The 21992-nt window shown below is 62.0% G+C and carries 19 protein-coding genes; 11 read left to right on the forward strand and 8 right to left on the reverse strand.

All coding sequences use genetic code 11. The features are described 5' to 3' along the window. The first annotated feature begins 69 nt into the window (after positions 1-69). The 10 genes from EET67_RS12680 to EET67_RS12725 all read left to right on the forward strand — a co-directional run bounded on the left by EET67_RS12680 (position 70) and on the right by EET67_RS12725 (position 11790). Positions 70-1635, forward strand: coding sequence for an FAD-dependent oxidoreductase (locus tag EET67_RS12680; protein ID WP_165899890.1), 1566 nt, complete (start codon positions 70-72; stop codon positions 1633-1635). Further along, the gene (locus tag EET67_RS12685) at positions 1632-2996 is read left to right on the forward strand and encodes an NAD(P)/FAD-dependent oxidoreductase (protein ID WP_128626547.1); all 1365 of its coding nucleotides are present in this window, start codon (positions 1632-1634) and stop codon (positions 2994-2996) included. Before EET67_RS12680 ends, EET67_RS12685 begins: the two co-directional genes overlap by 4 nt. A gap of 46 nt (positions 2997-3042) precedes the next feature. Next, positions 3043-4473 carry an FAD-binding oxidoreductase gene (locus EET67_RS12690; RefSeq protein ID WP_128626548.1) on the forward strand — a complete coding sequence of 477 codons (1431 nt, stop codon included), beginning with the start codon at positions 3043-3045 and terminating at the stop codon, positions 4471-4473. A gap of 78 nt (positions 4474-4551) precedes the next feature. After that, positions 4552-5955, forward strand: a complete 1404-nt coding sequence (gene hglS, locus EET67_RS12695) for a 2-oxoadipate dioxygenase/decarboxylase HglS (protein WP_128626549.1) — start codon at positions 4552-4554, stop codon at positions 5953-5955. Between the two features lie 14 nt (positions 5956-5969). After that, positions 5970-6314 (forward strand): RidA family protein, encoded by a 345-nt coding sequence (locus tag EET67_RS12700; protein ID WP_170313230.1) that lies wholly within the window; start codon positions 5970-5972, stop codon positions 6312-6314. 388 nt (positions 6315-6702) lie between these two features. Then, positions 6703-7458, forward strand: a complete 756-nt coding sequence (locus EET67_RS12705; protein WP_128626551.1) for an SDR family NAD(P)-dependent oxidoreductase — start codon at positions 6703-6705, stop codon at positions 7456-7458. After that, a complete protein-coding gene (locus EET67_RS12710; protein ID WP_165899891.1) occupies positions 7433-8554 on the forward strand; it encodes a phosphotransferase family protein in 1122 nt (373 codons plus the stop codon). Before EET67_RS12705 ends, EET67_RS12710 begins: the two co-directional genes overlap by 26 nt. A gap of 9 nt (positions 8555-8563) precedes the next feature. Continuing rightward, entirely contained in the window at positions 8564-9781 is a 1218-nt protein-coding gene (locus tag EET67_RS12715) for an acyl-CoA dehydrogenase family protein (protein ID WP_128626553.1), read from the forward strand. A gap of 150 nt (positions 9782-9931) precedes the next feature. After that, positions 9932-10672: a FadR/GntR family transcriptional regulator gene (locus EET67_RS12720; RefSeq protein ID WP_128626554.1), complete on the forward strand. Its 741-nt coding sequence runs from the start codon at positions 9932-9934 to the stop codon at positions 10670-10672. Beyond that, positions 10669-11790, forward strand: a complete 1122-nt coding sequence (locus EET67_RS12725) for a CaiB/BaiF CoA transferase family protein (protein WP_128626555.1) — start codon at positions 10669-10671, stop codon at positions 11788-11790. The genes EET67_RS12720 and EET67_RS12725 overlap by 4 nt, the downstream gene beginning before the upstream one ends. A 67-nt stretch (positions 11791-11857) precedes the next feature. On the opposite strand, the gene glpK is transcribed toward EET67_RS12725, so the two are convergent. The 8 genes from glpK to glpD form a co-directional block, all read right to left on the reverse strand. Next, the gene (glpK, locus tag EET67_RS12730) at positions 11858-13348 is read right to left on the reverse strand and encodes a glycerol kinase GlpK (RefSeq protein ID WP_128626556.1); all 1491 of its coding nucleotides are present in this window, start codon (positions 13346-13348) and stop codon (positions 11858-11860) included. An 88-nt stretch (positions 13349-13436) separates the two neighbouring features. Beyond that, on the reverse strand, positions 13437-15161 hold the full coding sequence (locus EET67_RS12735; RefSeq protein WP_128626557.1) for an ABC transporter substrate-binding protein: 1725 nt from the start codon (positions 15159-15161) through the stop codon (positions 13437-13439). A gap of 74 nt (positions 15162-15235) precedes the next feature. Then, positions 15236-15640, reverse strand: coding sequence for a DUF2160 domain-containing protein (locus tag EET67_RS12740; RefSeq protein WP_128626558.1), 405 nt, complete (start codon positions 15638-15640; stop codon positions 15236-15238). Further along, on the reverse strand, positions 15640-16458 hold the full coding sequence (locus EET67_RS12745; RefSeq protein WP_245450910.1) for a carbohydrate ABC transporter permease: 819 nt from the start codon (positions 16456-16458) through the stop codon (positions 15640-15642). The genes EET67_RS12740 and EET67_RS12745 overlap by 1 nt, the downstream gene beginning before the upstream one ends. A gap of 100 nt (positions 16459-16558) precedes the next feature. Beyond that, entirely contained in the window at positions 16559-17425 is an 867-nt protein-coding gene (locus EET67_RS12750) for a carbohydrate ABC transporter permease (RefSeq protein ID WP_128626560.1), read from the reverse strand. A gap of 1 nt (position 17426) precedes the next feature. Next, a complete protein-coding gene (locus tag EET67_RS12755; RefSeq protein WP_128626561.1) occupies positions 17427-18494 on the reverse strand; it encodes an ABC transporter ATP-binding protein in 1068 nt (355 codons plus the stop codon). Between the two features lie 9 nt (positions 18495-18503). After that, positions 18504-19583, reverse strand: coding sequence for an ABC transporter ATP-binding protein (locus EET67_RS12760; protein ID WP_128626562.1), 1080 nt, complete (start codon positions 19581-19583; stop codon positions 18504-18506). A 16-nt stretch (positions 19584-19599) separates the two neighbouring features. Then, positions 19600-21129 (reverse strand): glycerol-3-phosphate dehydrogenase, encoded by a 1530-nt coding sequence (gene glpD / locus EET67_RS12765; protein WP_128626563.1) that lies wholly within the window; start codon positions 21127-21129, stop codon positions 19600-19602. 273 nt (positions 21130-21402) lie between these two features. Between glpD and dps the strand changes: the two genes are divergently transcribed. Continuing rightward, positions 21403-21924 carry a DNA starvation/stationary phase protection protein Dps gene (gene dps, locus EET67_RS12770; protein WP_128626564.1) on the forward strand — a complete coding sequence of 174 codons (522 nt, stop codon included), beginning with the start codon at positions 21403-21405 and terminating at the stop codon, positions 21922-21924. The last annotated feature ends 68 nt before the right edge of the window (positions 21925-21992 follow it).

The following is a 21992-nucleotide window of genomic DNA, read 5'->3' on the forward strand; positions in this document are numbered from 1 at the left end:
GGCGCAACCCTCCCTGCATGGCCGCTCTGTCTGAGCGGCAACCATGATGCAAATTTCTGGAGCATTTTAGTGACCAAGCAACTATCGGAGATCGACAATCAGGCTTACGACGTGGTCGTGATTGGCGGTGGCGCGGCTGGCGCGAGTGCGGCGCAGAACCTTGCCGCAACCGGCTACAAGGTCCTGCTGCTCGACAAGGGCGATTTCGGCAGCGGCACCAGCAGCAGGTCCAGCCGGCTTCTCTATTGCGGCCTTGCACATCTGTCGCCCGACTATCCGATCTGGAAATTCATCATTCACCCGCGTGATCTCGTCCGCCGGCTGTGGATGGCGGGGCTGGCGATGAAGTGCCGCGCGCAATTGGTGAAAACCATGCCGGAGCGGTTGAAGCCGCTGACCTTCTTCTTCCCCGTCTACAAGGGCGGGCAATATCCCGGCTGGAAGGTCGATCTGGGGTTCCGCGCCCTGGAGTGGCTCGGCCTGCGCCGCGTCAGCCTTCAATATAGGCGCATGGCGGTCAAGAAGGCGGCCCGCAAATACGGCATGGTCGGCCTGATGGCCGAGCACAAGGATCTGTCGAGCATCGCCGTCTATACCGAATACCAGTATAACTGGGCCGAGCGTATCTGCGTCGATACGGTTCTTGATGCCGAGCGCCTCGGCGCCGACATCCGCAACTATGCCCGCGTGACCAGGCTGGAGCAGCGCGGGGAAGAGAGCTGGGCCGTTACCGTCGAGGATGCGCTTTCGCCGGGCGATACCGTAACCGTCACCGGAAAGATGATCGTCAACACCGCGGGGCCCTGGGTCGACCGGGTCAACGCCACGGTCGGCAAGCCTTCGCGCAAGCACCTCGTCGGCATCAAGGGTGTCAATGTGGTCGTCAAGCTGCCGCCCGAATGCGAAGGGCAGGGGCTGGAGACGATCAGCAGCATTGACCAGCCCTTCTATTGCATGCCTTGGGGCAAATACCACTTCTTCGGGCCGACGGAGACGGTGTTCGAGGGCGACCCGGACGATGCCCGCGTGTTGCCGGAGGAGATCGATTTCATCCTCGACCAAGCCAATCGGTTGTTCCCGACCCTCAAGCTGAAGCCCAGCGACGTGATCTACTCGTGGTGCGGCATCCGTCCGCGTACGTCGAGCATGGCAAAGGAAGGCATCAAGGCGCTGACCATTCATGAACTTGCCGACGAGGGCATGCCGAATGTGGTCGCGCTGACCGGCACGCCGATCATGAACCATCGCTACGCGGGATCGAAGATCACCGAACGCGTTGGCCGCACCTTGAAGCCGACACGCACCGCACAGCCCCTGTCTCATGCAGCCAAGCTCTTTCCGGAGAACCAGAACTCGTTGCCGGTCGATCCGGAATACCCGCAGTTCAAGCTGGCCGACCTGCAGCATGCCGCCCGTCACGAGCATGTAAAAACGCTTGTCGACCTCTTGTTCCGGCGCACCGATCTTGGTTGGACGCACGCAATGGGGCTGAAAGCCGCGCGCCTCGCCGCCGAGGCGGTTGCCGATACCCTGGGCTGGGACGCAGCGCGGGTCGATCGTGAGGTCAAGCAATATGAGCGCTTCGTGCGCGAGAACTTCAACCCCGCGCATGCCCGCGAGAAGGTGGCGCAATGACAACGCTCACGGAGACCCGTTCATCGCGCGTCGCACCAGGATCGACAGTATCCGACCGCAGCGATGGCATCTTTCATCCTGACTTCGCGGTCAGGCCGTTCTGGTGGGACGAGGCGCCACCGATGGAAGAGCGCAATCCGCTTCCGTCCAAGGTGGACGTCGCGATCGTCGGTAGTGGCTATTGCGGTCTTGCAGCCGGGCTGGAGCTTGCCCGGTCGGGCCTGCGTGTCGCGGTGCTCGATTCCGGACGGATAGGCGAGGGGGCCAGCACCCGCAATGGCGGCATGGTGAGCGGCGGGCTCAAGCTGCCGGCAGCGATGCGTGCAAAGCTTGGCGAGGAGCGCTTCAAGCGCGTCATCGATGAGGCGGTGGACTCCTTCCATCACCTTGAAGCCTTCATTGCCGCGGAAAATCTCGACGCCGATTATTCGCGCTGCGGGCGCTTTACCGGCGCGCATTCGCCAGGTGCCTATCGCCGGCTGGAAAAACAGGCGGTGACGCTGGCGAAGGAGACGGGATTCTCCACCAGCATGGTGCCCAGGGAACGCCAGCGGGAGGAAATAGGCAGCGACTACTATCACGGCGGCATGCTTGTCACTGATGGCGGCGGCCTTAACCCGGCGCGATATCACCGCTCGCTGCGTCAGGCGTTCCAGGCTGCCGGCGGCAGCCTGCACGGCCTCAGCGCGGTGACTTCGATCGAACGGAGCCAGGGCGGCTTCCGGTTGAAGACCGCCAGCGGCGACCTTTGGGCCGAAAAGGTTTTCGTTGCCACCAACGGCTATAGCGGCCGTGTCCTGCCCTATCTGCAGCGTCGCCTGATCCCGATTGCGAGCTTCATCATCGCGACGGAAGAGCTCCCCGAGGACCTTATCCGTGAACTCAATCCGAATGGCCGCATGCTCGTGGATACAAAGCGGATTCTCTACTATTTCCGCCTTTCGCCAGACCGCAGGCGCATCATTTTCGGCGGACGGGCGAGCTTTCGCGATTCAGCCGAGCGTCAAACGGCGCAGACCCTGCATCGCTTCATGTGCAACGTGTGGCCGCAATTGAAGAACACCAGGATCACCCATGCCTGGAAGGGCAATGTCGCCTTTTCCTTCGACATGCTGCCGCATATGGGTGAGCAAGGCGGCATTCACTTTGCCGGCGGCTGCCAGGGCACCGGCGTGACGATGGCAACCCATCTCGGCCACCAGACGGCGCGCAAACTGCTTGGCCGTAACAGCGGTCCGTCCGTCTTCGAGGAATTGGCGTTTCCTTCCAATCCGCTCTACCGGGGCAACCCCTGGTTCCTGCCCATCATCGGCAATTACTACCGGACCCGCGACCGGCTCGAGCAATGGCTGGGGCTGTAGGCCAAATGCGTGCAGCATGGATGAAAGCCGACCGGAGATCTTGAACATGGACGCCACCACTGCCATCGCAAGTGACGATCTGGCCGCCCGGCTGAGGCAGGCGCTCGGCGACGATCGCGTCATTACCGATTCCGACGGCCTTGAGCCCTTCCTGCATGAGGAGCGCGGCCTTTACCGCGGTGCTGCGAAAATCGCCGTCCTGCCGCGATCGACAGAGGAAGTGGCGACGGCGGTGCGCATCTGTGCCGAGGCGGGTGTTCCGGTCGTGCCGCAGGGTGGCAATACCGGTCTGGTCGGTGGCGCAGTCACCGGTGCCGGGGAGGTGGTGATATCGCTGAAGCGCATGAACCGCATACTCGGCGTCGATGCGATCGATTACACCATGACGGTCGAGGCCGGGGCCATTCTGGAGACGATCCAGAATGCCGCCGAAGAAAAGGATTGCCTGTTTCCGTTAAGCCTCGGGGCCGAGGGAAGCTGCCAGATTGGCGGCAACATCGCCAGCAATGCTGGCGGTATCAATGTGCTGCGCTATGGCAATACGCGCGACCTTGTGCTCGGTCTCGAAGTGGTGTTGCCGGACGGCCGCATCTGGAACGGCCTGCGCGCGCTTCACAAGGACAATACCGGCTATGCGCTGAAGCATCTCTTCATCGGGTCGGAAGGGACGCTCGGCATCATAACCAAGGCGGTGCTGAAACTATTTGCGCTGCCGCGAGAGCGGCATACCGCGCTGTGCGTGCTTGCCGATGTCGACCATGCCCTGGCCCTGCTGGCAAGGCTGAAGGCACGGGCCAGCGAAGCCATCACCGCCTTCGAGCTGATGTCGGGCTTTGCGCTCGATCTGGCGAGCGCCCATAGTGGCGATGCAAAGCCCATTGCGGATGCCTATCCATGGTTTGTCCTGCTGGAGCTTTCCGGATCACAGGGCGGCAATGCGCTGCGCGAAACCATGGAAGAGGTGCTCGGCGAGGCGCTCGAACAGGAACTCATCCAGGACGCGGTGATTGCCGAGAGCCTTGACCAGGCGGCTGTCTTCTGGCGCCTGCGCGAGCGTATTCCGGAGGCACAGAAGCCGGCGGGCGCCAGCATCAAGCATGATGTGGCGGTCCCTGTTTCGCGCATTCCCGAGTTCCTGCGCGCGGCCGATGCTGCGGTCATCGCGGCAAGGCCCGGCACGCGCCTGTGTGCCTTCGGTCATCTCGGCGACGGCAATCTTCACTACAATCTGACCCAGCCGGAAGGCATGGATCCCCAGGCCTTTCTCGATTGCTGGCGGGAGATGAACGATATCGTTCATGGCATCGCCGTCCGGCTTGGCGGCTCGTTCTCGGCCGAGCATGGCATCGGGCTGCTGAAGGCCGGCGAATTGAGCCACTACAAGGAGCCGATCGAGCTGGAATTGATGCAGCGCGTCAAGGCCGCCCTCGACCCTTCGGGCACGATGAACCCCGGCAAGGTGATCGGCACCGCCTGAGACTTCGTAAGTTTGGCAAAGAAATTGGTGCAACCTCGTATAGCGCCGGGTTTTTTCTAGATGGGTAAAGGAATGGCCATGCAGCAAAAAATGTTCGTTTCGGCCGATGACATCAGGTCCGCCTTCTCGGCGGCGATGTCGGAGATGTATCGCAAGGAGGTCCCCGCCTATGGTGAACTCCTGTCGCTGGTGGCAGAGGTGAACCGCGCCATGCTGGAGCATGACCCGCAATTGCGCAGCCGGCTCGAGCGCTCGGATTCTCTCGACCGCATCTCGGAAGAGCGGCACGGGGCGATCCGCCTCGGTACGGCAGAGGAGCTGGCCATGATGCGCCGGGTCTTTGCCGTCATGGGCATGTACCCGGTCGGCTATTACGACCTTAGCACGGCGGGCGTGCCGGTCCATTCGACCGCCTTCCGGCCGATCGACGAAGCAGCGCTCAATCGCAATCCTTTCCGGGTCTTCACTTCGCTGCTTAGGCTCGACCTTCTGGCCGACGAGGCGTTACGCGAGGAAGCCCGTCAAACCCTGGCTGCGCGCGACATCTTCACGCCGACGACGCGCCGCCTGGTCGAAACGGCCGAGCGTGACGGCGGGCTTGACGAAAGCGACGCCGCTCTGTTCGTTGCCGAGGTGCTGGAAACCTTCCGCTGGCATGATAGGGCCAGGGTGGATGCCGATCTCTACCGCCGGTTGCACGATGCGCACCGGCTGGTCGCCGACGTGGTGTCGTTCAACGGTCCCCACATCAATCATCTGACGCCGCGCACGCTCGACATCGACGCCGTGCAACGTGGCATGCCAGCCCGCGGCATCGCGCCGAAGGCTTTCGTTGAGGGCCCGCCCACGCGCCAGTGCCCGATCCTGCTGCGCCAGACCTCGTTCAAGGCGCTGGAGGAAGACATCTCCTTCCGTGGCAGCGACGGCACCTGGACGACAGGTTCCCACACCGCCCGCTTCGGCGAGGTCGAACAGCGCGGCATCGCCCTGACGCCGAAAGGCCGCTCGCTTTATGACCGGCTGCTGGAAGAGACGCGCAAGCATATTCGCCCCACTGCCGACGGCAGCAATGCGGCCGCCTATGTCGATGCGCTGGCGGGCGCTTTTGCGGCCTTCCCCGACGAGTGGGCGGCGATCCGCAAGGAACGGCTCGGTTATTTCTCCTATTCGCTCGCCGGTGATGGCAAGAATGCCTCGCAGCAGGCGGTTGCTGCGGGCGACATCAATCAGCTCGTCGAGGCGGGTGTCCTCCAGTTCGATCCGATCGTCTATGAAGATTTCCTACCGGTCAGCGCGGCTGGCATCTTCCGCTCCAATCTGGGCGATGACGAGGCGCAGCATTTTGCCGAGAGCCCGAACCAGAAGCTGTTCGAACAGCAGCTTGGCGCAAGGGTGATCGACAGTTTCGAGCAATATGCCGGGATCGAGCAGGCCTCGATCGATGCGTGTCTGGCGGCACTCGCCAAATGCGTCACGGCATAGACAGGAGAAGCGCCTTGACCATCAAGCGCATCGGCACCCGCCCTCGGTCCAGCGCGATCGTCATCCACAACCAGACGGTCTATCTAGCTGGCCAGGTCGGCAAGCCCGGGGACAATGCCGGCGAGCAGACAAGGACCATCCTTGCGTCGATCGACCGGCTGCTCGAGGAAGCCGGAACCAACAAGTCACGGCTTCTCCAGGCCACGATCTGGCTGGCCGACATGGCCGACTTCGACGAGATGAACAAGGTATGGGACGCATGGGTGGCTCCCGGAAACGCGCCGGCGCGGGCCACCGGCGAAGTCCGTCTCGCGCTTCCTGAATACAAGGTAGAGATCGTCGTAACTGCGGCCGTTTAGCTCTGGATCGCCTCGATTGAAATGGGGGCATCTTCTTGACAGGCGTGCCCGGACGGCACGCCATCCGATGGCCGTTTCCCTGCATCATCCCTATTTCTAATCGTTAAAGGCACGATGAAGTGCAACAAGACAGAGCCGTCAGGGCTCCAGTGACAAACCCGGCATGACTGATGGGTATGCCAACCGCCGCAGGCGTCAGCACCGATACCGTAATCCACAATCTGGGCCTACGCTTGCTCAATGTCCGACATATTGTCGGGCATTTGAGCAAGCTATTTCTGTCAATGTAAGGGAAGTAGCGCTCCTTTCTTGTTGCAAATCTCAAAATGTCCGACATTATGCGGGATATGCCTGATATTTAAGAGGCTCGGGCTCTTGGAGGAGAGAGATGACCGATCTTCATGGACAAATTGCCATTGTGACAGGTGCCTCGGGTGGACTCGGCACACGCTTTGCCGAAGTGCTCGGTCGTCATGGGGCCGCGGTCGCCCTTGCGGCGCGTCGGCTGGACCGGCTGGAGGCGCTGGAGGGCCGGCTGCGGGCCGAAGGCATTTCCTGTGCCTCCTTCGCCTTCGACGCCGTCGATCCGAGTGCCCCGGATGCGCTGGTAGCCGGGGTCCGCTCAAAGCTCGGGGCGCCGACGATCCTCGTGAACAATGCGGGGATCAGCCTGCCGGGCCGGGCGCATGAGAATACGCTTGCGGAATTTGAGCAGACCATGGCGGTGAACCTGCGCGCGCCCTGGCGCTTGTCGCAGCTTTGTGCCTCCGGCTGGATTGCCGACAAGACAGGTGGTGCCATCGTCAATATTGCGTCGATGTTGTCCGAGCGCGTCGGGGCGGGTGTTTCGCTCTATTGCATGTCCAAGGCCGCTTTGCGGCACATGACCGCGAGCCATGCGCTGGAGTGGGCGCGGCACGGAATCAGGGTGAACGCGATCTGTCCCGGCTATATCCGGACCGAGATCAACGACAGTTTCTGGGAAACCGAGCGCGGCAAGGCTGAACTGGCCCGCCTGCCGCGCCGCCGGGTCGGCGCACCGCAGGATCTGGACAGTGCGCTCCTGTTTCTCTGCGATCCGGCTAGCAGCTTTGTGAATGGCGCGGCAATTGCCGTCGATGATGCGCAAAGCTGGGCTGTCTGAGATGGATCAGGGGCCCGAACTCCCCGTTGCCGCCGTGCTATTGCGAAGTCCAGCCGCGACGGTGGCCTTCGATCGCCAGGCGCTGGCGCGCTATCTCGCGGGAAGGGGACAGGATTTCGACGCCTCCGCCCGGCCGCTGCAATTTTCGGGCGGTTATGGCAATCTCAACTATCTGATCCGGGTCGGCGAAGAATGGGCCGTCCTGCGCCGCCCGCCGCTGGGCGAGATTCCCAAGGGCGGCAACGATATGGGGCGCGAGTTCCGGGCGCTGTCGGTGCTGGCGCCGGTCTGGCCGCTTGCGCCGCGTCCAATGGCGTTTTGCGATGACCCTGCGGTGCTTGGCGCGCCTTTCCTGATTTCGGAGTTCCGCGCCGGCCTGCCGCTACATGGCCAGCAGCCACTGGGGACGGCGATGACGCCGGCGCAGGCGCGAGATCTGTCGGCGTTGCAGGTCGACATCCTGACGCAGCTTCATGGATTTGACATCGCGGCCATCGGCGCGGGAGTTCTTGGCCGGGCCGAGGGTTTTGCCGCACGCACCTTGCGCGGCTGGACGGCGCGGCTGGATGGCGCGCGAACCGCATCGCCGCCTGAGGCGGAGTTATTGTGCCGCAAGCTGGCCGAAAGCCTGCCCGGGGAAGGCCGGGTTTCGGTCATCCACAATGATTTCAAACTCGACAATATCGTGGTCGATCCTGCGACACTTGTGCCGCAAGCCGTGCTGGATTGGGATATGGCGACGCTGGGTTCGCCGTTCTTCGATCTGGCGACGCTTTTGACCTATTGGGCCGCGCCCGACGATCCGCCTCAGTTGCGAGCGATAAACCTGACCCATTCCGAGGCGCCGGGTGCCCTGACGCGCCGCGAACTGGTCGAGGCCTATATGCGTGCCTGCGGCCGGGATCGTGGGCGCGATGAGGCCGAGCTGCGCTTTTTCATCGGCCTTGCTTTTGCAAAGCTCGGGGTAATCTACCTGCAGCTTTATGATCGCTTCCAGGCCGATCCGGCCGGATATGCACGCAACGAGAAATTCGGCGCAGCCGCCCCTGGCGCTTTTGCGCTCGGGCTTGATGCGCTTGACGGCAAATTGATTTGAGGTGTTGCGATGACAAATCGATACAGCCATGTGACGGTCAAGGACGAGGCGGACGAAATCGACCATCTGGCCGCGCGCGTCCGCGAGTTTGTGATCCGCGAGTGCATTCCGGAGGAGGCGGCCTGGCGTGCCACCGGCCATGAGGTGAGCGAGGATCTGCGTCGCGAACTGATGGCGCGTGCCCGCGCTGCCGGTCTCTATGGGCTGCATCTTCCCTCGGCTTACGGCGGACGCGATCTGGACCACCGCGGCAAAGCCAAGATACTCGAGGCGGCGGGTTATTCGCTGCTTGGACCGCCGGCACTGCATTGTGCCGCGCCAGACGAGGGCAACCAGCATCTCCTGCACGTCGTGGCGCAGGGCAGCCAGCGCGAGGAATATCTGCGCCCGCTATGCGAGGGCGAAAGGTCGTGCTTTCTGATGACCGAGCCTGGTGGTGCCGGTGCCGATCCGGCCATGATGAAGAGCGTCGCGGTGCGCGATGGCGACGACTACGTCATAACCGGGCGCAAATGGTTCATTACCGGCGCGATCGGCGCGGCCTTTGCCATCATCATGGCGCGCGACGGTATGGCGGCAGATGCGCCGCCGACCATGTTCCTGGCGCCGATCGATACGCCCGGCATCAACATCATCCGCCCGATGGAGGTCATGGCCCATGACAGCACCGGCGGCCATTGCATCGTCGATCTCGACAATGTGCGGGTTCACAAGGATCAGATCCTGGGCGAGCCGGGGGAGGCCTTCCGCTATGCGCAGGTGCGGCTCGCTCCGGCCCGGCTGACCCATTGCATGCGCTGGCTGGGCGCGGCCGTGCGCTGCCACGACGTCGCGCGGTCGCATGCGGCGCAACGGCATCTTTTCGGCAATGTGCTGGGCCGCCACCAGGGTGCAAGCTTCATGCTCGCCGACAACGAAATCGATCTTTATGCGGCGCGCCAGGTGACGGCACATGCCTGCGCGGTGCTCGACAGCGGGGCGACCGGTCGTCACGAAAGCAGCATGGCTAAGGTTTTCGTCTCCGAGGCAACTTCGAGGGTCGCGGACCGGGCAGTGCAGATCCTCGGCGGGCTGGGGGTGACGAGCATGACGCCGGTCGAACACATATACCGGTCGATCCGCGCCTTCCGCATCTATGACGGCCCTTCCGAGGCGCATCGCATGGCCATCGGCCGCCGCGCGCTGCCGAATGAGAGCGAAATGCTGCCGGACCTGACGGATTTCTGAGCCGGGCGAGAAGGAGAGTGCATGCTGTTGCCGCCATTTAGGACTGTAGGAGCCACAGCGCAGCCTGCCGCCATCCGCCCGCGCCCACGTTCGACTCTCGCCGCATCGCTACGCAGATCAGCGGCTGACCCGCAAAAGTGAAGGACAGAAATGACGGATGGCGTGACTGCCCAAAACCAACCGGCCTATCGGGTGCTCGCTGACAGGATCTCCGAACAGATACTTGCCGGGGAAATCCGGCCGGGCGAACAATTGCCGCCCGAGATTACCCTGGCCGAACGCTTTGGGGTGCATCGATCGACCGTGCGCGAGGGCATCCGTCTGCTGGAAGAAACCGGGATGCTGCGGCGCAAGTCGCAGAAACGGCTGGTGGTCAGCGTACCTGACGGGACCCATCTGGCCGACCGTACCGCGCAGGCGCTGATCATGCGCCAGATCACCGTGCGCGAACTCTACGAGGCCAACCTCGCCTTCGACCCGGTTCTGGCGCGGCTGGCTGCGGCCAGCGCGAGCAGCACCCAGATCGCGCGGCTGCACCGCAACCTGCGGGAAAGCCGGGCTGCGGTGGACAATCAGGTAAAGCTCTCGGCTCTCGATGCCGAGTTCCACCTTCTGGTCTGCGAGGCGACCAACAACGAGATCTTCCAGACTATGCGCCAGCCGCTGCACGACCTGTTCCTGCCGATGGTCTCGGATCTGGTCGATACGATCGACACGTCGGAGCGCATGATTACCGCGCATGAACGGATCGTCGCTGCCATCGAACACCGCGACGGGGTGGAGGCGGAGGCCTGGGCGCGCCGCCACATCGAAGATTTCAAGCGCTTCTATCTGAAGGCGGCGCTCGATTTCGACCGGCCGGTAGCCTACGGAAAGCCGGTGCAGGCATGACCGACAGCCCCAAACTGCCGCTTGCCGGTCTGCGCATCCTGTCGATGGCCGAACAGTATCCCGGCCCGCTGGCGACAATGGTTCTCGGCGATCTGGGCGCCGATGTGATCCAGGTGGAGCGGCCGGGGAGCGGCGACCCCTCACGTTTTCTCACCGGGTTCTACGAGGCGCTGAACCGGGGCAAGCGCAGCGTGGCGCTGGACATACGAGATCCGGCGCAAAAAAAGGAACTCCTGGACCTGGTCGCTACGGCAGATGTGTTCATCGAGGGGTTCCGGCCCGGCAAGCTTGAGAAGCAGGGGCTGGGCTATGCTGCCCTATCGGCGTTGAACCCGCGACTCATCTATTGTTCGATCTCCGGTTATGGCCAGACCGGTCCATATCGCGACCGCCCTGCGCATGACCTGTCCTTGCAAGGCGTCGGCGGGGCGCTGGAGGAGCGGCTCGACGGTGCCGTAACCGGGCAGCCGCCTGCGCTTCTTTTGGGCGATAACGCTTCGGGCCTCTTTGCCGTCATCGGCATTCTTTCGGCGTTGCAGGCGCGCGAGCGGACGGGACGCGGCAGCTATGTCGACGTCGCCATGTCGGATTCGGTAACGGCGCTCCTCACGCCTTTTGTGGGCATGGTTGGCCAGCAGGACGTTCCGCCGCCGCAGGCGGAGCCTGCCTATGACATTTTCTGCTGCGCTGACGGAAAATGGATCACCCTGTCGATCGCGCATGAGGATGCCTATTGGGACCGGCTGTGCCTCGATCTGGGTCTCGCCGATCTGGCGGGAATGAAACGGTCGGCGCGCGTCGCGGAGCGGACCGTCCTGCGTGACCGGATTGCTGCAACGATCGCAACGCGCAGCCGGGAGGAATGGGAAAGGATCATGGATGCCTCGGGTCAGATGTGGGGGCCGGTGAACCGGCTCGCCGATCTGCAGCACGACAGGCAGCTTCAGGCGCGCGGTATGCTGCAGGAACTCACCCGCGCCGATGGCGTCAAGCAGTGGGTTGTCCGCCAACCGATCCGCTTCTCGGAATACGGCATCGCTGAACTGGTCCGGGCGCCGAGGCTCGACGAGCATCGGGGTGCCCGCTTTGCCGGCACGAAAAAAGCGGACAATGACTGATGTGTCGATGCCGTCCACACCTCGCGTGGGGGCGGCCCCGCGCGGCGAACTCCTGATCGTGCCTGCCCTATGCGCTCAGGGTGCGCCGCACGGCGTCGCGCCAGCCTTTCAGCTTGGTGTTGCGCGTGGCGGCATCCATTTGCGGTGTGAAGCGGCGGTCGAGCGCCCAGGCTTCCGCAAATTCCTCTGCCGTCGGCCAGACGCCGGCCTTGGAACCGGCCAGCCAGGCTGCGCCCAGCGCCGTCGTTTCCAGGATCGTCGGACGGTCGACCGGCGCGTCAAGAATGTCTGCCAGGCGCTGCATGGTCCAGTCGGAGGCGACCATGCCGCCATCGACGCGCAAGACGGTCCTGGCATTGCCGCTCTTCCAATCCTTGCGCATGGCATCAAGCAGGTCGCGCGTCTGGAAGGCAACCGATTCCAGCGTGGCGCGGGCGAATTCGGCCGGACCGGAATTGCGGGTCAGGCCGTAGATAGCGCCGCGCGCATCGGCATCCCAATGCGGCGCTCCGAGGCCGACAAAGGCCGGCACCAGATAGACGGATTGGGTAGGGTCCGCTTCGGCGGCAAGCTTGCCGGTTTCGTCGGCTTTGCCGATGATCTTCAACCCGTCGCGAAGCCACTGGACGGCTGCGCCGGCGATGAAGATCGAACCTTCAAGCGCATAGGTGGTCTTGCCGTCCAGCCGGTAGGCAATGGTGGTGAGCAGCCGGTTCTTCGAACGCACCATGTCGGCGCCGGTGTTGAGCAGCGCAAAGCAACCGGTGCCGTAGGTCGATTTCATCATGCCTGGCTGGAAACAGGCCTGACCGATGGTCGCAGCCTGCTGGTCGCCGGCGACCCCGAGAATCCTGATCTCTGCGCCGAACAGGCTTTTGTCCGTGCTCCCATAATCGGCGGCGCAATCCTTCACCTGCGGCAGCATCGCGGCCGGAATGCCGAGGATACGCAGAAGCTCGGTATCCCACTCGTTCTTCTCGATGTTGTAGACGAGCGTGCGTGAGGCGTTGGTGGCGTCGGTGGCGTGGACGTTGCCAGCTGTCAACCGCCAGGTCAGGAAACTGTCGATGGTGCCGGCCAACAGCTCGCCGTTCTCGGCCCGCTTGCGCGCGCCCTTCACCTTGTCCAGCATCCAGGCGATCTTGGTGCCGGAGAAATATGGGTCGAGCAGCAGACCGGTTTTCCGGCTGAACTTCGGCTCCAGGCCCTGTTTGCGCAGCCTTGCGCAGAGCGGCGCGGTGCGGCGATCCTGCCAGACGATGGCGTTGTGGATCGGCTTGCCGGTAGCCTTGTCCCAGATGACGACCGTTTCGCGCTGGTTTGTGATGCCGATCGCCGCGATATCGGCAGCACCGCATTTGGCTTTGGTCATGGCCGACTTGACGGTTGTGACCACGCTTGCCCAGATTTCTTCCGGATCATGCTCGACCCAGCCGGAGGCCGGATAATGCTGTGTGAATTCCTTCTGGCCAACGCCGACCACCTTCATGTCGCCATCGAACAGAACCGCGCGGCTCGACGTCGTTCCCTGGTCGATCGCCAGCACAAGACCGCTCATCAAATCCCCCTCAACCGACAAGAACAGGGGAGACGGCAACGCCGTCTCCCCCTTCTTTCATGACTTGGGCAAAGCCACCCGCGCTAGCCTATTTCTGCCAACTCTTGACCAGTTCGTCATAGTTGACGGTGATCGGCTTCTCCTTCTCGTTTTCGATCTTGAGCTGCGGAGCCAGGTTGCCCTTGGAAACGGCATCCTTGTTCCAGTATTCAAGATCGTGTTCCTCGGCGAGCTTCGGACCGATATCGCCCTGGATGCCGGCACGCTCGAGGCGTTCCATCACCTTTTCCTGCTCGGCGCAGAGCGAGTCCATTGCTTCCTGTGCGGTCTTGGCACCTGAGGAAGCGTCACCGATCGCCTGCCACCACAGCTGTGCCAGCTTCGGATAGTCCGGAACGTTGGTGCCCGTCGGCGACCACTGCACGCGGGCCGGGGACCGATAGAACTCGATCAGGCCGCCGAGCTTCGGCGCGCGGTCGGTGAAGCTCTGGTGATGGATCGTGCTCTCGCGGATGAAGGTGAGGCCGACATGGGCCTTCTTCACGTCCACCGTCTTGGAGGTCACGAACTGCGCATAGAGCCAGGCGGCCTTGGCGCGGTCGTCAGGCGTGGACTTCATCAGCGTCCACGACCCCACGTCCTGGTAGCCGAGCTTCATGCCGTCCTTCCAGTAGACGCCATGCGGCGAGGGAGCCATGCGCCACTTGGGCGAACCATCCTCGTTCACCACCGGCAGGCCGTCCTTGACCATGTCGGCGGTGAAGGCGGTGTACCAGAAGATCTGCTGGGCGATCTCGCCCTGGGCCGGAACCGGACCCGATTCGGAGAAGGTCATGCCCTGCGCGGAGGCCGGTGCATAGGCCTTCAGCCAGTCGAGATATTTCTGGATCGAGTAGACAGCAGCCGGGCCGTTGGTATCGCCGCCGCGCGCCACGCAGGAGCCAACGGGGCGCGAATTCTCGTCGACCTTGATGCCCCATTCATCGACGGGCAGGCCGTTCGGGATGCCCTTGTCGCCATTGCCGGCCATGGAAAGCCAGGCGTCGGTGAAGCGCCAGCCGAGCGAGGGGTCCTTCTTGCCGTAGTCCATGTGGCCATAGACCTTCTTGCCGTCGATCTCGCGGCCGGTGAAGAACTCGGCGATATCCTCATAGGCTGACCAGTTGACCGGGACACCGAGGTCGTAGCCGTATTTTTCCTTGAAATCGGCCTTGTTCTTTTCGTCGTTGAACCAGTCGTAGCGGAACCAATAGAGGTTTGCGAATTGCTGGTCGGGAAGCTGGTAGAGCTTCTTGTCCGGCGCGGTGGTGAAGGACGTGCCGATGAAGTCGGCCAGGTCGAGGTTCGGGTTGGTGACGTCCTTGCCTTCATTGGCCATGAAGTCGGTGAGGTTACGCACCTGCTGGTAACGCCAATGCGTGCCGATCAGATCGGAATCGTTCACCCAGGCGTCATAGAGGTTCTGACCCGTCTGCATCTGGGTCTGGATCTTCTCCACCACGTCGCCTTCCTGGATCAGGTCATGAGTGACCTTGATGCCGGTGATGGCCGAGAAGGCGGGAGCCAGCACTTCCGATTCATAGGAGTGGGTGGTGATGGTTTCCGAGACGACCTTGATTTCCATGCCCTGGAAAGGCTTGGCCGCATCGATGAACCATTGCATTTCGGCTTCCTGGCCTGCTCTGTCCAGGCTCGAAACGTCGCCTATCTCCTTGTCCAGAAAGGCTTTCGCCTCGTCCATGCCGGCATAGGCATTGCCTGCGCCAAGCAGGAGGACAAGGGCAGTCGTGGATGTTAAAAGCTGCCGTCGCATTGGTTTCCTCCAGTAAGGTTGCATGTGCGATCGGAGCGGTCACCGGCACGCGGCCGCTCCAACGATTTCCCCCTCTATACGTAGCGAAACACTCCTATCGCGTAGACTACGGAGAGAGCGAGAGCCCACCACAGGCTGGCGCCGACCAGGCCCAGCCAAGCGAGATGGATAAAGGCGCTGCCAAGCAGCGAAATGAAAAGGCGGTCGCCGCGCGTCGTCTCGAAGCGCAACAGCCCGATACGCGGATTGCCGCCCGGCGAGGCGTATTCCCAGACGGCCATCAGCGACAGCAGCGCAAAGATCGTCAGGAAGAAGGCGGCCGTGGGGAAGGTCCAGGCCATCCAGCCGCCTGCAACCAGTGGCGCGAACCAGTCGCGTGCGCCGTCCTTTATCGGGACGATGGATACCAGCAGTCCCGCGGCCAGCAGGAAGACGAGCACCACAAGTGCGAGTGCGGTTTGCCAGTGGCGACCCCTCATCACACTCTCCCCAGGGCAAAGCCCTTGGCAATGTAGTTGCGCACGAACCAGATGACGAGCGCGCCGGGGATCAGTGTGAGCACGCCGGCAGCGGCCAAAAGTCCCCAATCCATGCCGGAGGCCGACACGGTGCGTGTCATCACGGCGGCGATCGGCTTGGCGTCGGTCGTCGTCAAGGTACGGGCAATCAGCAGTTCGACCCAGGAGAACATGAAGCAGAAGAAGGCTGCCACGCCGATCCCGCTTGCGATCATCGGCATGAATATCTTCACGAAGAACCGTGGGAACGAATAGCCGTCGATATAGGCGGTCTCGTCAATCTCCTTAGGCACGCCCGACATGAAGCCCTCCAATATCCATACGGCGAGCGGCACGTTGAACAGACAATGAGCAAGCGCGACCGCAATATGGGTGTCGATGAGCCCGAAGGCCGAGTAGAGCTGGAAAAACGGCAGCGCGAAGACGGCCGGCGGCGCCATGCGGTTGGTGAGCAGCCAGAAGAACAGGTGCTTGTCGCCAAGGAAACGATAGCGCGAGAAGGCATAGGCCGCCGGCAGAGCTACCGCGATTGAAATCACTGTGTTGATAAGCACATAGGTAATCGAGTTGATGTAACCCGAATACCAGGCGGCATCGGTGAAGATGATGCGGTAGTTCCTGAGCGTCGGCTCGTGCGGGTAGAGCGTGAGCGTAGAGACGATCTCGGTGTTGGTCTTGAAGCTCATATTGATGAGCCAGTAGATCGGCAGCATCAGGAAGACGATGTAGAGGGCCGGTACGACCCACCACCATTTCGATTCCTCGCCGCGTCTGTGCATCAGGCGGGCAATGGCGTCTTGGGACGCACCGGCCTGTTTGCCTGCAGCGACCGGCGCTTCCACCTGGCTCTCTCCAATTCTCTCATTGGCGCCACTCATGTCAGCGCTCCGCGTCATAATTGGTCATCACGGTGTAGAACACCCATGACAACAGGAGGATGATGAGGAAATAGACCAGCGACATCGCCGCTGCCGGGCCGAGATCGAACTGGCCGAGCGCCATCTTGACGAGATCGATGGACAGGAAGGTGGTGGAATTGCCAGGTCCGCCGCCGGTGACGACGAAGGGCTCGGTATAGATCATGAACGAGTCCATGAAGCGCAGCAGCACGGCGATCAGCAGGACGCGCTGCATCTTCGGCAACTGGATATAGCGGAACACCGACCAGCGCGACGCGCCGTCGATCTTGGCGGCCTGGTAGAAGGCGTCGGGGATCGAGACCAGCCCGGCATAGCAGAGCAGCACGACCAGGCTCGTCCAGTGCCAGACATCCATGACGATGACCGTGACCCAGGCATCAAACGGGTCCTGGACATAATTATAGTCGAAGCCCAGCGCGTTGACGGTGTAGCCGAGAAGGCCGATGTCGTTGCGCCCGAACACCTGCCAGATGGTGCCGACGACATTCCACGGAATGAGCAGAGGCAAGGCCATCAGCACCAGGCAGACCGGCACGCCCCAGCCCTTCTTGGGCATGTTGAGCGCAATGAAGATGCCGAGCGGCACTTCGATCGCCAGGATGATGAAGGAAAAGGCCATGTTGCGGCCCATCGCCTGCCAGAAGCGATCGGAGGCGAGCAGTTCCTCGAACCATTCGGTGCCGGCCCAGAAGAACTGGTTGTTGCCGAAGGTGTCCTGCACCGAATAGTTCACCACCGTCATCAGCGGGATGACCGCCGAGAAGGCTACCAGGACGAGCACTGGAAGCACGAGAAACCAGGCTTTGTTGTTCCAGGTTCTTTCCACGTCAGCCTCCCATCTCGATGCGCCAGGAGTCGGCGTAGATATTGATGCCGGCTGGCTCGAACCGGACTTTCGGCTCGGCCGGCACCTGATCGTCCTCGCTCATCACGGCTGCGATATCGCGGCCTTCCAGCGTTGCCCGGACGATCTTGTGGCGCCCTACATCCTCGACCTTGGTCACCGTGACAGGCATGCCTTGGGAACCAACGTGGACATATTCGGGGCGAATGCCAAGCTGGATATTGTCGCCTGCCGCCTTGGGCGCGCCCGGCAGTTCGATGGACTGCGAGCCGAGGCGGGCGGTTTTGCCTTCGATCGACACCGGCACGACATTCATGCCAGGCGAGCCGATGAAATAGCCGACGAAAGTGTGGCGCGGCCTTTCGAACAGTTCGGCCGGCGAGCCGATCTGGACGATCTCGCCGTCATACATGACCACCACATGCTCGGCGAAGGTCAGCGCTTCGGTCTGATCGTGAGTCACATAGACCATGGTGTAGCCATAGCGGCGATGGAGTTGCTTGAGCTGCGAGCGCAGCATCCACTTCATATGCGGATCGATAACGGTGAGCGGCTCGTCGAAAAGGATGGCATTGACGTCAGAACGCACCAGGCCGCGCCCGAGCGAAATCTTCTGCTTCTGGTCGGCCGTGAGCCTCCTGGCCTTGCGCTTCGCCCAATCGGAAAGGTCGATCATGTCGAGTGTTTCGCGCACCTTGCGCTCGACCTCCGCCTCCGGCACGCCGCGATTGCGCAACGGGAAGGCGAGATTGTCGTAGACCGTCATCGTGTCGTAGATGACCGGAAATTGGAACACCTGCGCAATGTTGCGTTCCTGCGTCGAGAGACCGGTCACGTCGCGGCCGTTGAACAGCAACTGCCCATGCGAGGGCTTGAGCAGGCCGGAGATGATGTTGAGCAAGGTGGTCTTGCCGCAACCGGAAGGCCCCAGCAGCGCGTAGGCGCCGCCATCCTCGAAAGTGTGGTGCACTTCCTTCAGGGCAAAGTCGCTGTCCTTGCGCGGTTCGGCCAGATAGGAATGGCGGATGTGGTTGACGTCGATACGTGCCATCGCTCGCCCCTATGCTGCCAACTGCGGCACGGCCACCGCACGTCCACTGTCGTCGAACACCATGATGTGACGCGGGTCGATGAAGACCTCGACCTCGTCGTCGGGTGCGAACTGCCGTATGCCGTGGGCAAGCATGACCCAGCGGACATCGGCGAAATCGAGATGGACGAAGCTTTCCGATCCGGTGATCTCGGTGACCGACACCTTGGCGCGCACCGGGACGGCGGCCGCACCAAGCCGTTCGAGAGAAAGATGGTGGGGTTGAAAGCCGATGGTGTAATTGCCATCGGCAATGCCGGCGAGGCCAACCGGCACCGGGAGGTTGACCCCACCATCTAGCAGGAAGTGGTTGCCGTTCTTGGCAAGCACGATCGTGTTTAGCGGCGGATCGGCGAAGGTCCTGGCCGTCACCAGGTCCACCGGCTTCCGGAAAACCTCGATGGTTGGCCCGAACTGCGTGACCCGCCCTTGCGACAGGGTTGCCGTGTTGCCGCCGAGAAGAAGCGCCTCATGCGGCTCGGTCGTGGCATAGACGAAGATGGTGCCGGCCTTGGCGAATATCTTCGGCAGCTCTTCGCGAAGCTCCTCGCGCAGCTTGTAGTCGAGATTGGCAAGCGGTTCGTCGAGCAGCACCAGGCTGGCGTTCTTGACGATGGCGCGGGCAAGCGCGGTGCGCTGCTGCTGGCCGCCCGAAAGGTTGAGTGGCATGCGGTCGAGATAGGGCGTGAGCTTTAGCAGTTCGGCTGCCTTGCGCACCTCGCTGTCGATCCTGGCCTTGTCGATACCGGCAACCCGCAGCGGCGATGCAATATTCTCATAAACGGTCATGGCCGGATAATTGATGAATTGCTGGTAGACCATGGCGACGTTGCGCTTCTGGACGGGCAGGCCGGTGACGTCCTTGCCGTCGAACCAGACGGAGCCGCTGGTGGGCGCGTCGAGACCGGCCATCAGGCGCATGAGGCTGGTCTTGCCCGACAGCGTCGGCCCGAGCAGCACATTGAGCGAACCGTGGTGAAGGGTCAGTGAGACATCCGCGATGTGGGTATCTGCCCCCACGACCTTCGACACATTTCTCAGTTCCAGCATCCGAGCCTCTCCCGCGCTATTCCGCTGCCGCCGAATGCCGGCTGCCCAGGCCTCGCATGAATTCATCAAGCGCCGAAATCTGTTCCGGCGAAAGGCGCAGGCCGCGCTTTGTCCTGCGCCACAGGATGTCCTGCGCCGTCAGCGCCCATTCATTGGCGGCAAGATAGCGCACTTCCGCCTCGTAGAGGTCCACGCCGAAATTCCGGCCGAGATCGGCATTGGATTTGGCAAGACCGAGCAGGGAATGCGCCCGTGTGCCGTAAAGGCGCGTAAGGCGCCTGGCATGTCGGGCATCGAGAAACGGATAGGCCTTCTTCAGCTTCGCCACTTCGGCCTCGAACCCGGTTGCCGCAAAATCGCCGCCCGGCAACGGCGCAGTCGTCGTCCACGGCTTGCCACGCTTGCCCAGAAAGCCCTCGATCTTTTCCAGCATCGCCTCGGAAAGGCGGCGATAGGTCGTGATCTTGCCGCCGAAGGCGTTGAGGAGCGGCGCATCGCCGTTGTGCCCGCCATCCGCTTTCAGCACATAGTCGCGAGTCGCCTCCTGGGCCTTCGAAGCGCCATCGTCGTAAAGCGGCCGCACCGCCGAATAGGTCCATACGATGTCGGCACGTATGACCGGTTCGGCGAAATACTCGCTTGCTGCTGCGCACAGATAGTCGATCTCCGCCTCGCTGATCTTCACCTCATGCGGATCGCCCGGATAATCCTGGTCCGTCGTGCCGATCAGCGTGAACTCCTCCTCGTAAGGAATGGCGAAGATGATGCGCCCATCCTTGTTCTGGAAGAAATAGGCGCGCGGATCGTCGAATTTCTTCGGCACGACGATATGGCTGCCTTGCACCAGCCGCACATTGTGCACGGCGTTCTGGCCGACCACTTCGGAAAGAACGTGGTCGACCCATGGCCCGGCAGCGTTGACCAGAAGCCTTGCCTTGACCTCTTCGCGGCGGTCGGCATTCAGGTCATGCAGAACCACCGTCCAGAGCCCATCGGCGCGCCGGGCAGAAACCACCTTGGTCCGCGTGCGGATGATGGCGCCGCGGTCGGCGGCGTCGCGGGCATTCAAAACGACGAGGCGAGCATCGTTGACCCAGCCGTCTGAATATTCGAAGGCCTTTGAAAATAATGGCTTCAGCGGCTTTCCTGCAGAATCGCTGCGCATATCCAGTGTTTTTGTCGGCGGCAGAAGCTTGCGGCCGCCGATATGGTCGTAAAGAAACAGGCCGAGCCGCAGCAGCCAAGCCGGACGCAGCCCCTCGGCATGCGGCAACACGAAGCGCATCGGCCAGATGATGTGCGGCGCGTTGCGCCACAAGACCTCGCGCTCCATCAGCGCTTCGCGCACCAGCCTGAATTCGTAGAATTCGAGATAGCGCAGGCCGCCATGGATCAGCTTGGTCGAGCCGGAGGACGTGCCGCTGGCAAGATCGTCCATCTCTGCAAGCAATACGGAAAAGCCGCGCCCTGCCGCATCGCGCGCGATGCCGCAGCCATTGATACCGCCGCCTATGACGATGATGTCATGGATCGGGGATGCGTCCAAGAAAGGCCTCCCTCGATTTCGCAACGCAGCAATTATTGCTATTCGAAACCTTTTCGGAATTATTTCGAAAACAGAACGAATGTCAAACGAAATGTCGGCTTGTAGGGGAGAGCGACGGCGGCTCAAGGCGCGGGGTTGAATTTCCTGGTTATGAATGAGGTTGGATTGCTTGCAGGGAAGATGAATCTGGTAGCGTCTCAAATGATGTTGACCTACAAATCGAAATTACAGAAATAAAATATTGAAAAATAAAATAAAATGTCCACATCTATAATGTATTCTAAACTTACGCATAAGGAGTGGCTGTTGATAGTTCATAGCACGCGAAATGATCTCAACCAAAACGCAAGAAACATGTCCATCGAACTGCTGAATACCCGTCTGGCCGATGCCATCGACCTTTCCCTGGTCGCCAAGCAGGCCCACTGGAACGTCAAGGGTCCGCAATTCATCGCTGTCCATGAAATGCTCGATAGATTCCGGGCCGATCTCGACATGCATGTCGACACCATTGCCGAACGTGCGGTGCAACTGGGTGGCACCGCTCTTGGCACCACTCAAATTGTCGCCGAAAGGACGCCGCTGAAGCCATATCCGACGGATATCTTCAAGACCAAGGATCATCTGGCGGCGCTGATCGATTGCTATGCGCTTGCCGCTACGAAGGCGCGCGAGGCCATTGCCGAGGCCGAAGAGGCGGGCGACATGGGAACCGCGGATATATTCACGGCCTATTCGCAGGCGCTCGATAAATCCCTGTGGTTTCTCGAGGCGCATACGCAGGAATCGGAATAGGCGCGGCGCATTGAAAAGATGGGCTCCTTATCCACGGAGCAAGCTCGGCAGCGCCTTGAATGTGGCGC

Origin of the sequence: Borborobacter arsenicus (genome assembly GCF_003934165.1) — a bacterium.
Classification (GTDB): domain Bacteria; phylum Pseudomonadota; class Alphaproteobacteria; order Rhizobiales; family Rhizobiaceae; genus Pseudaminobacter; species Pseudaminobacter arsenicus.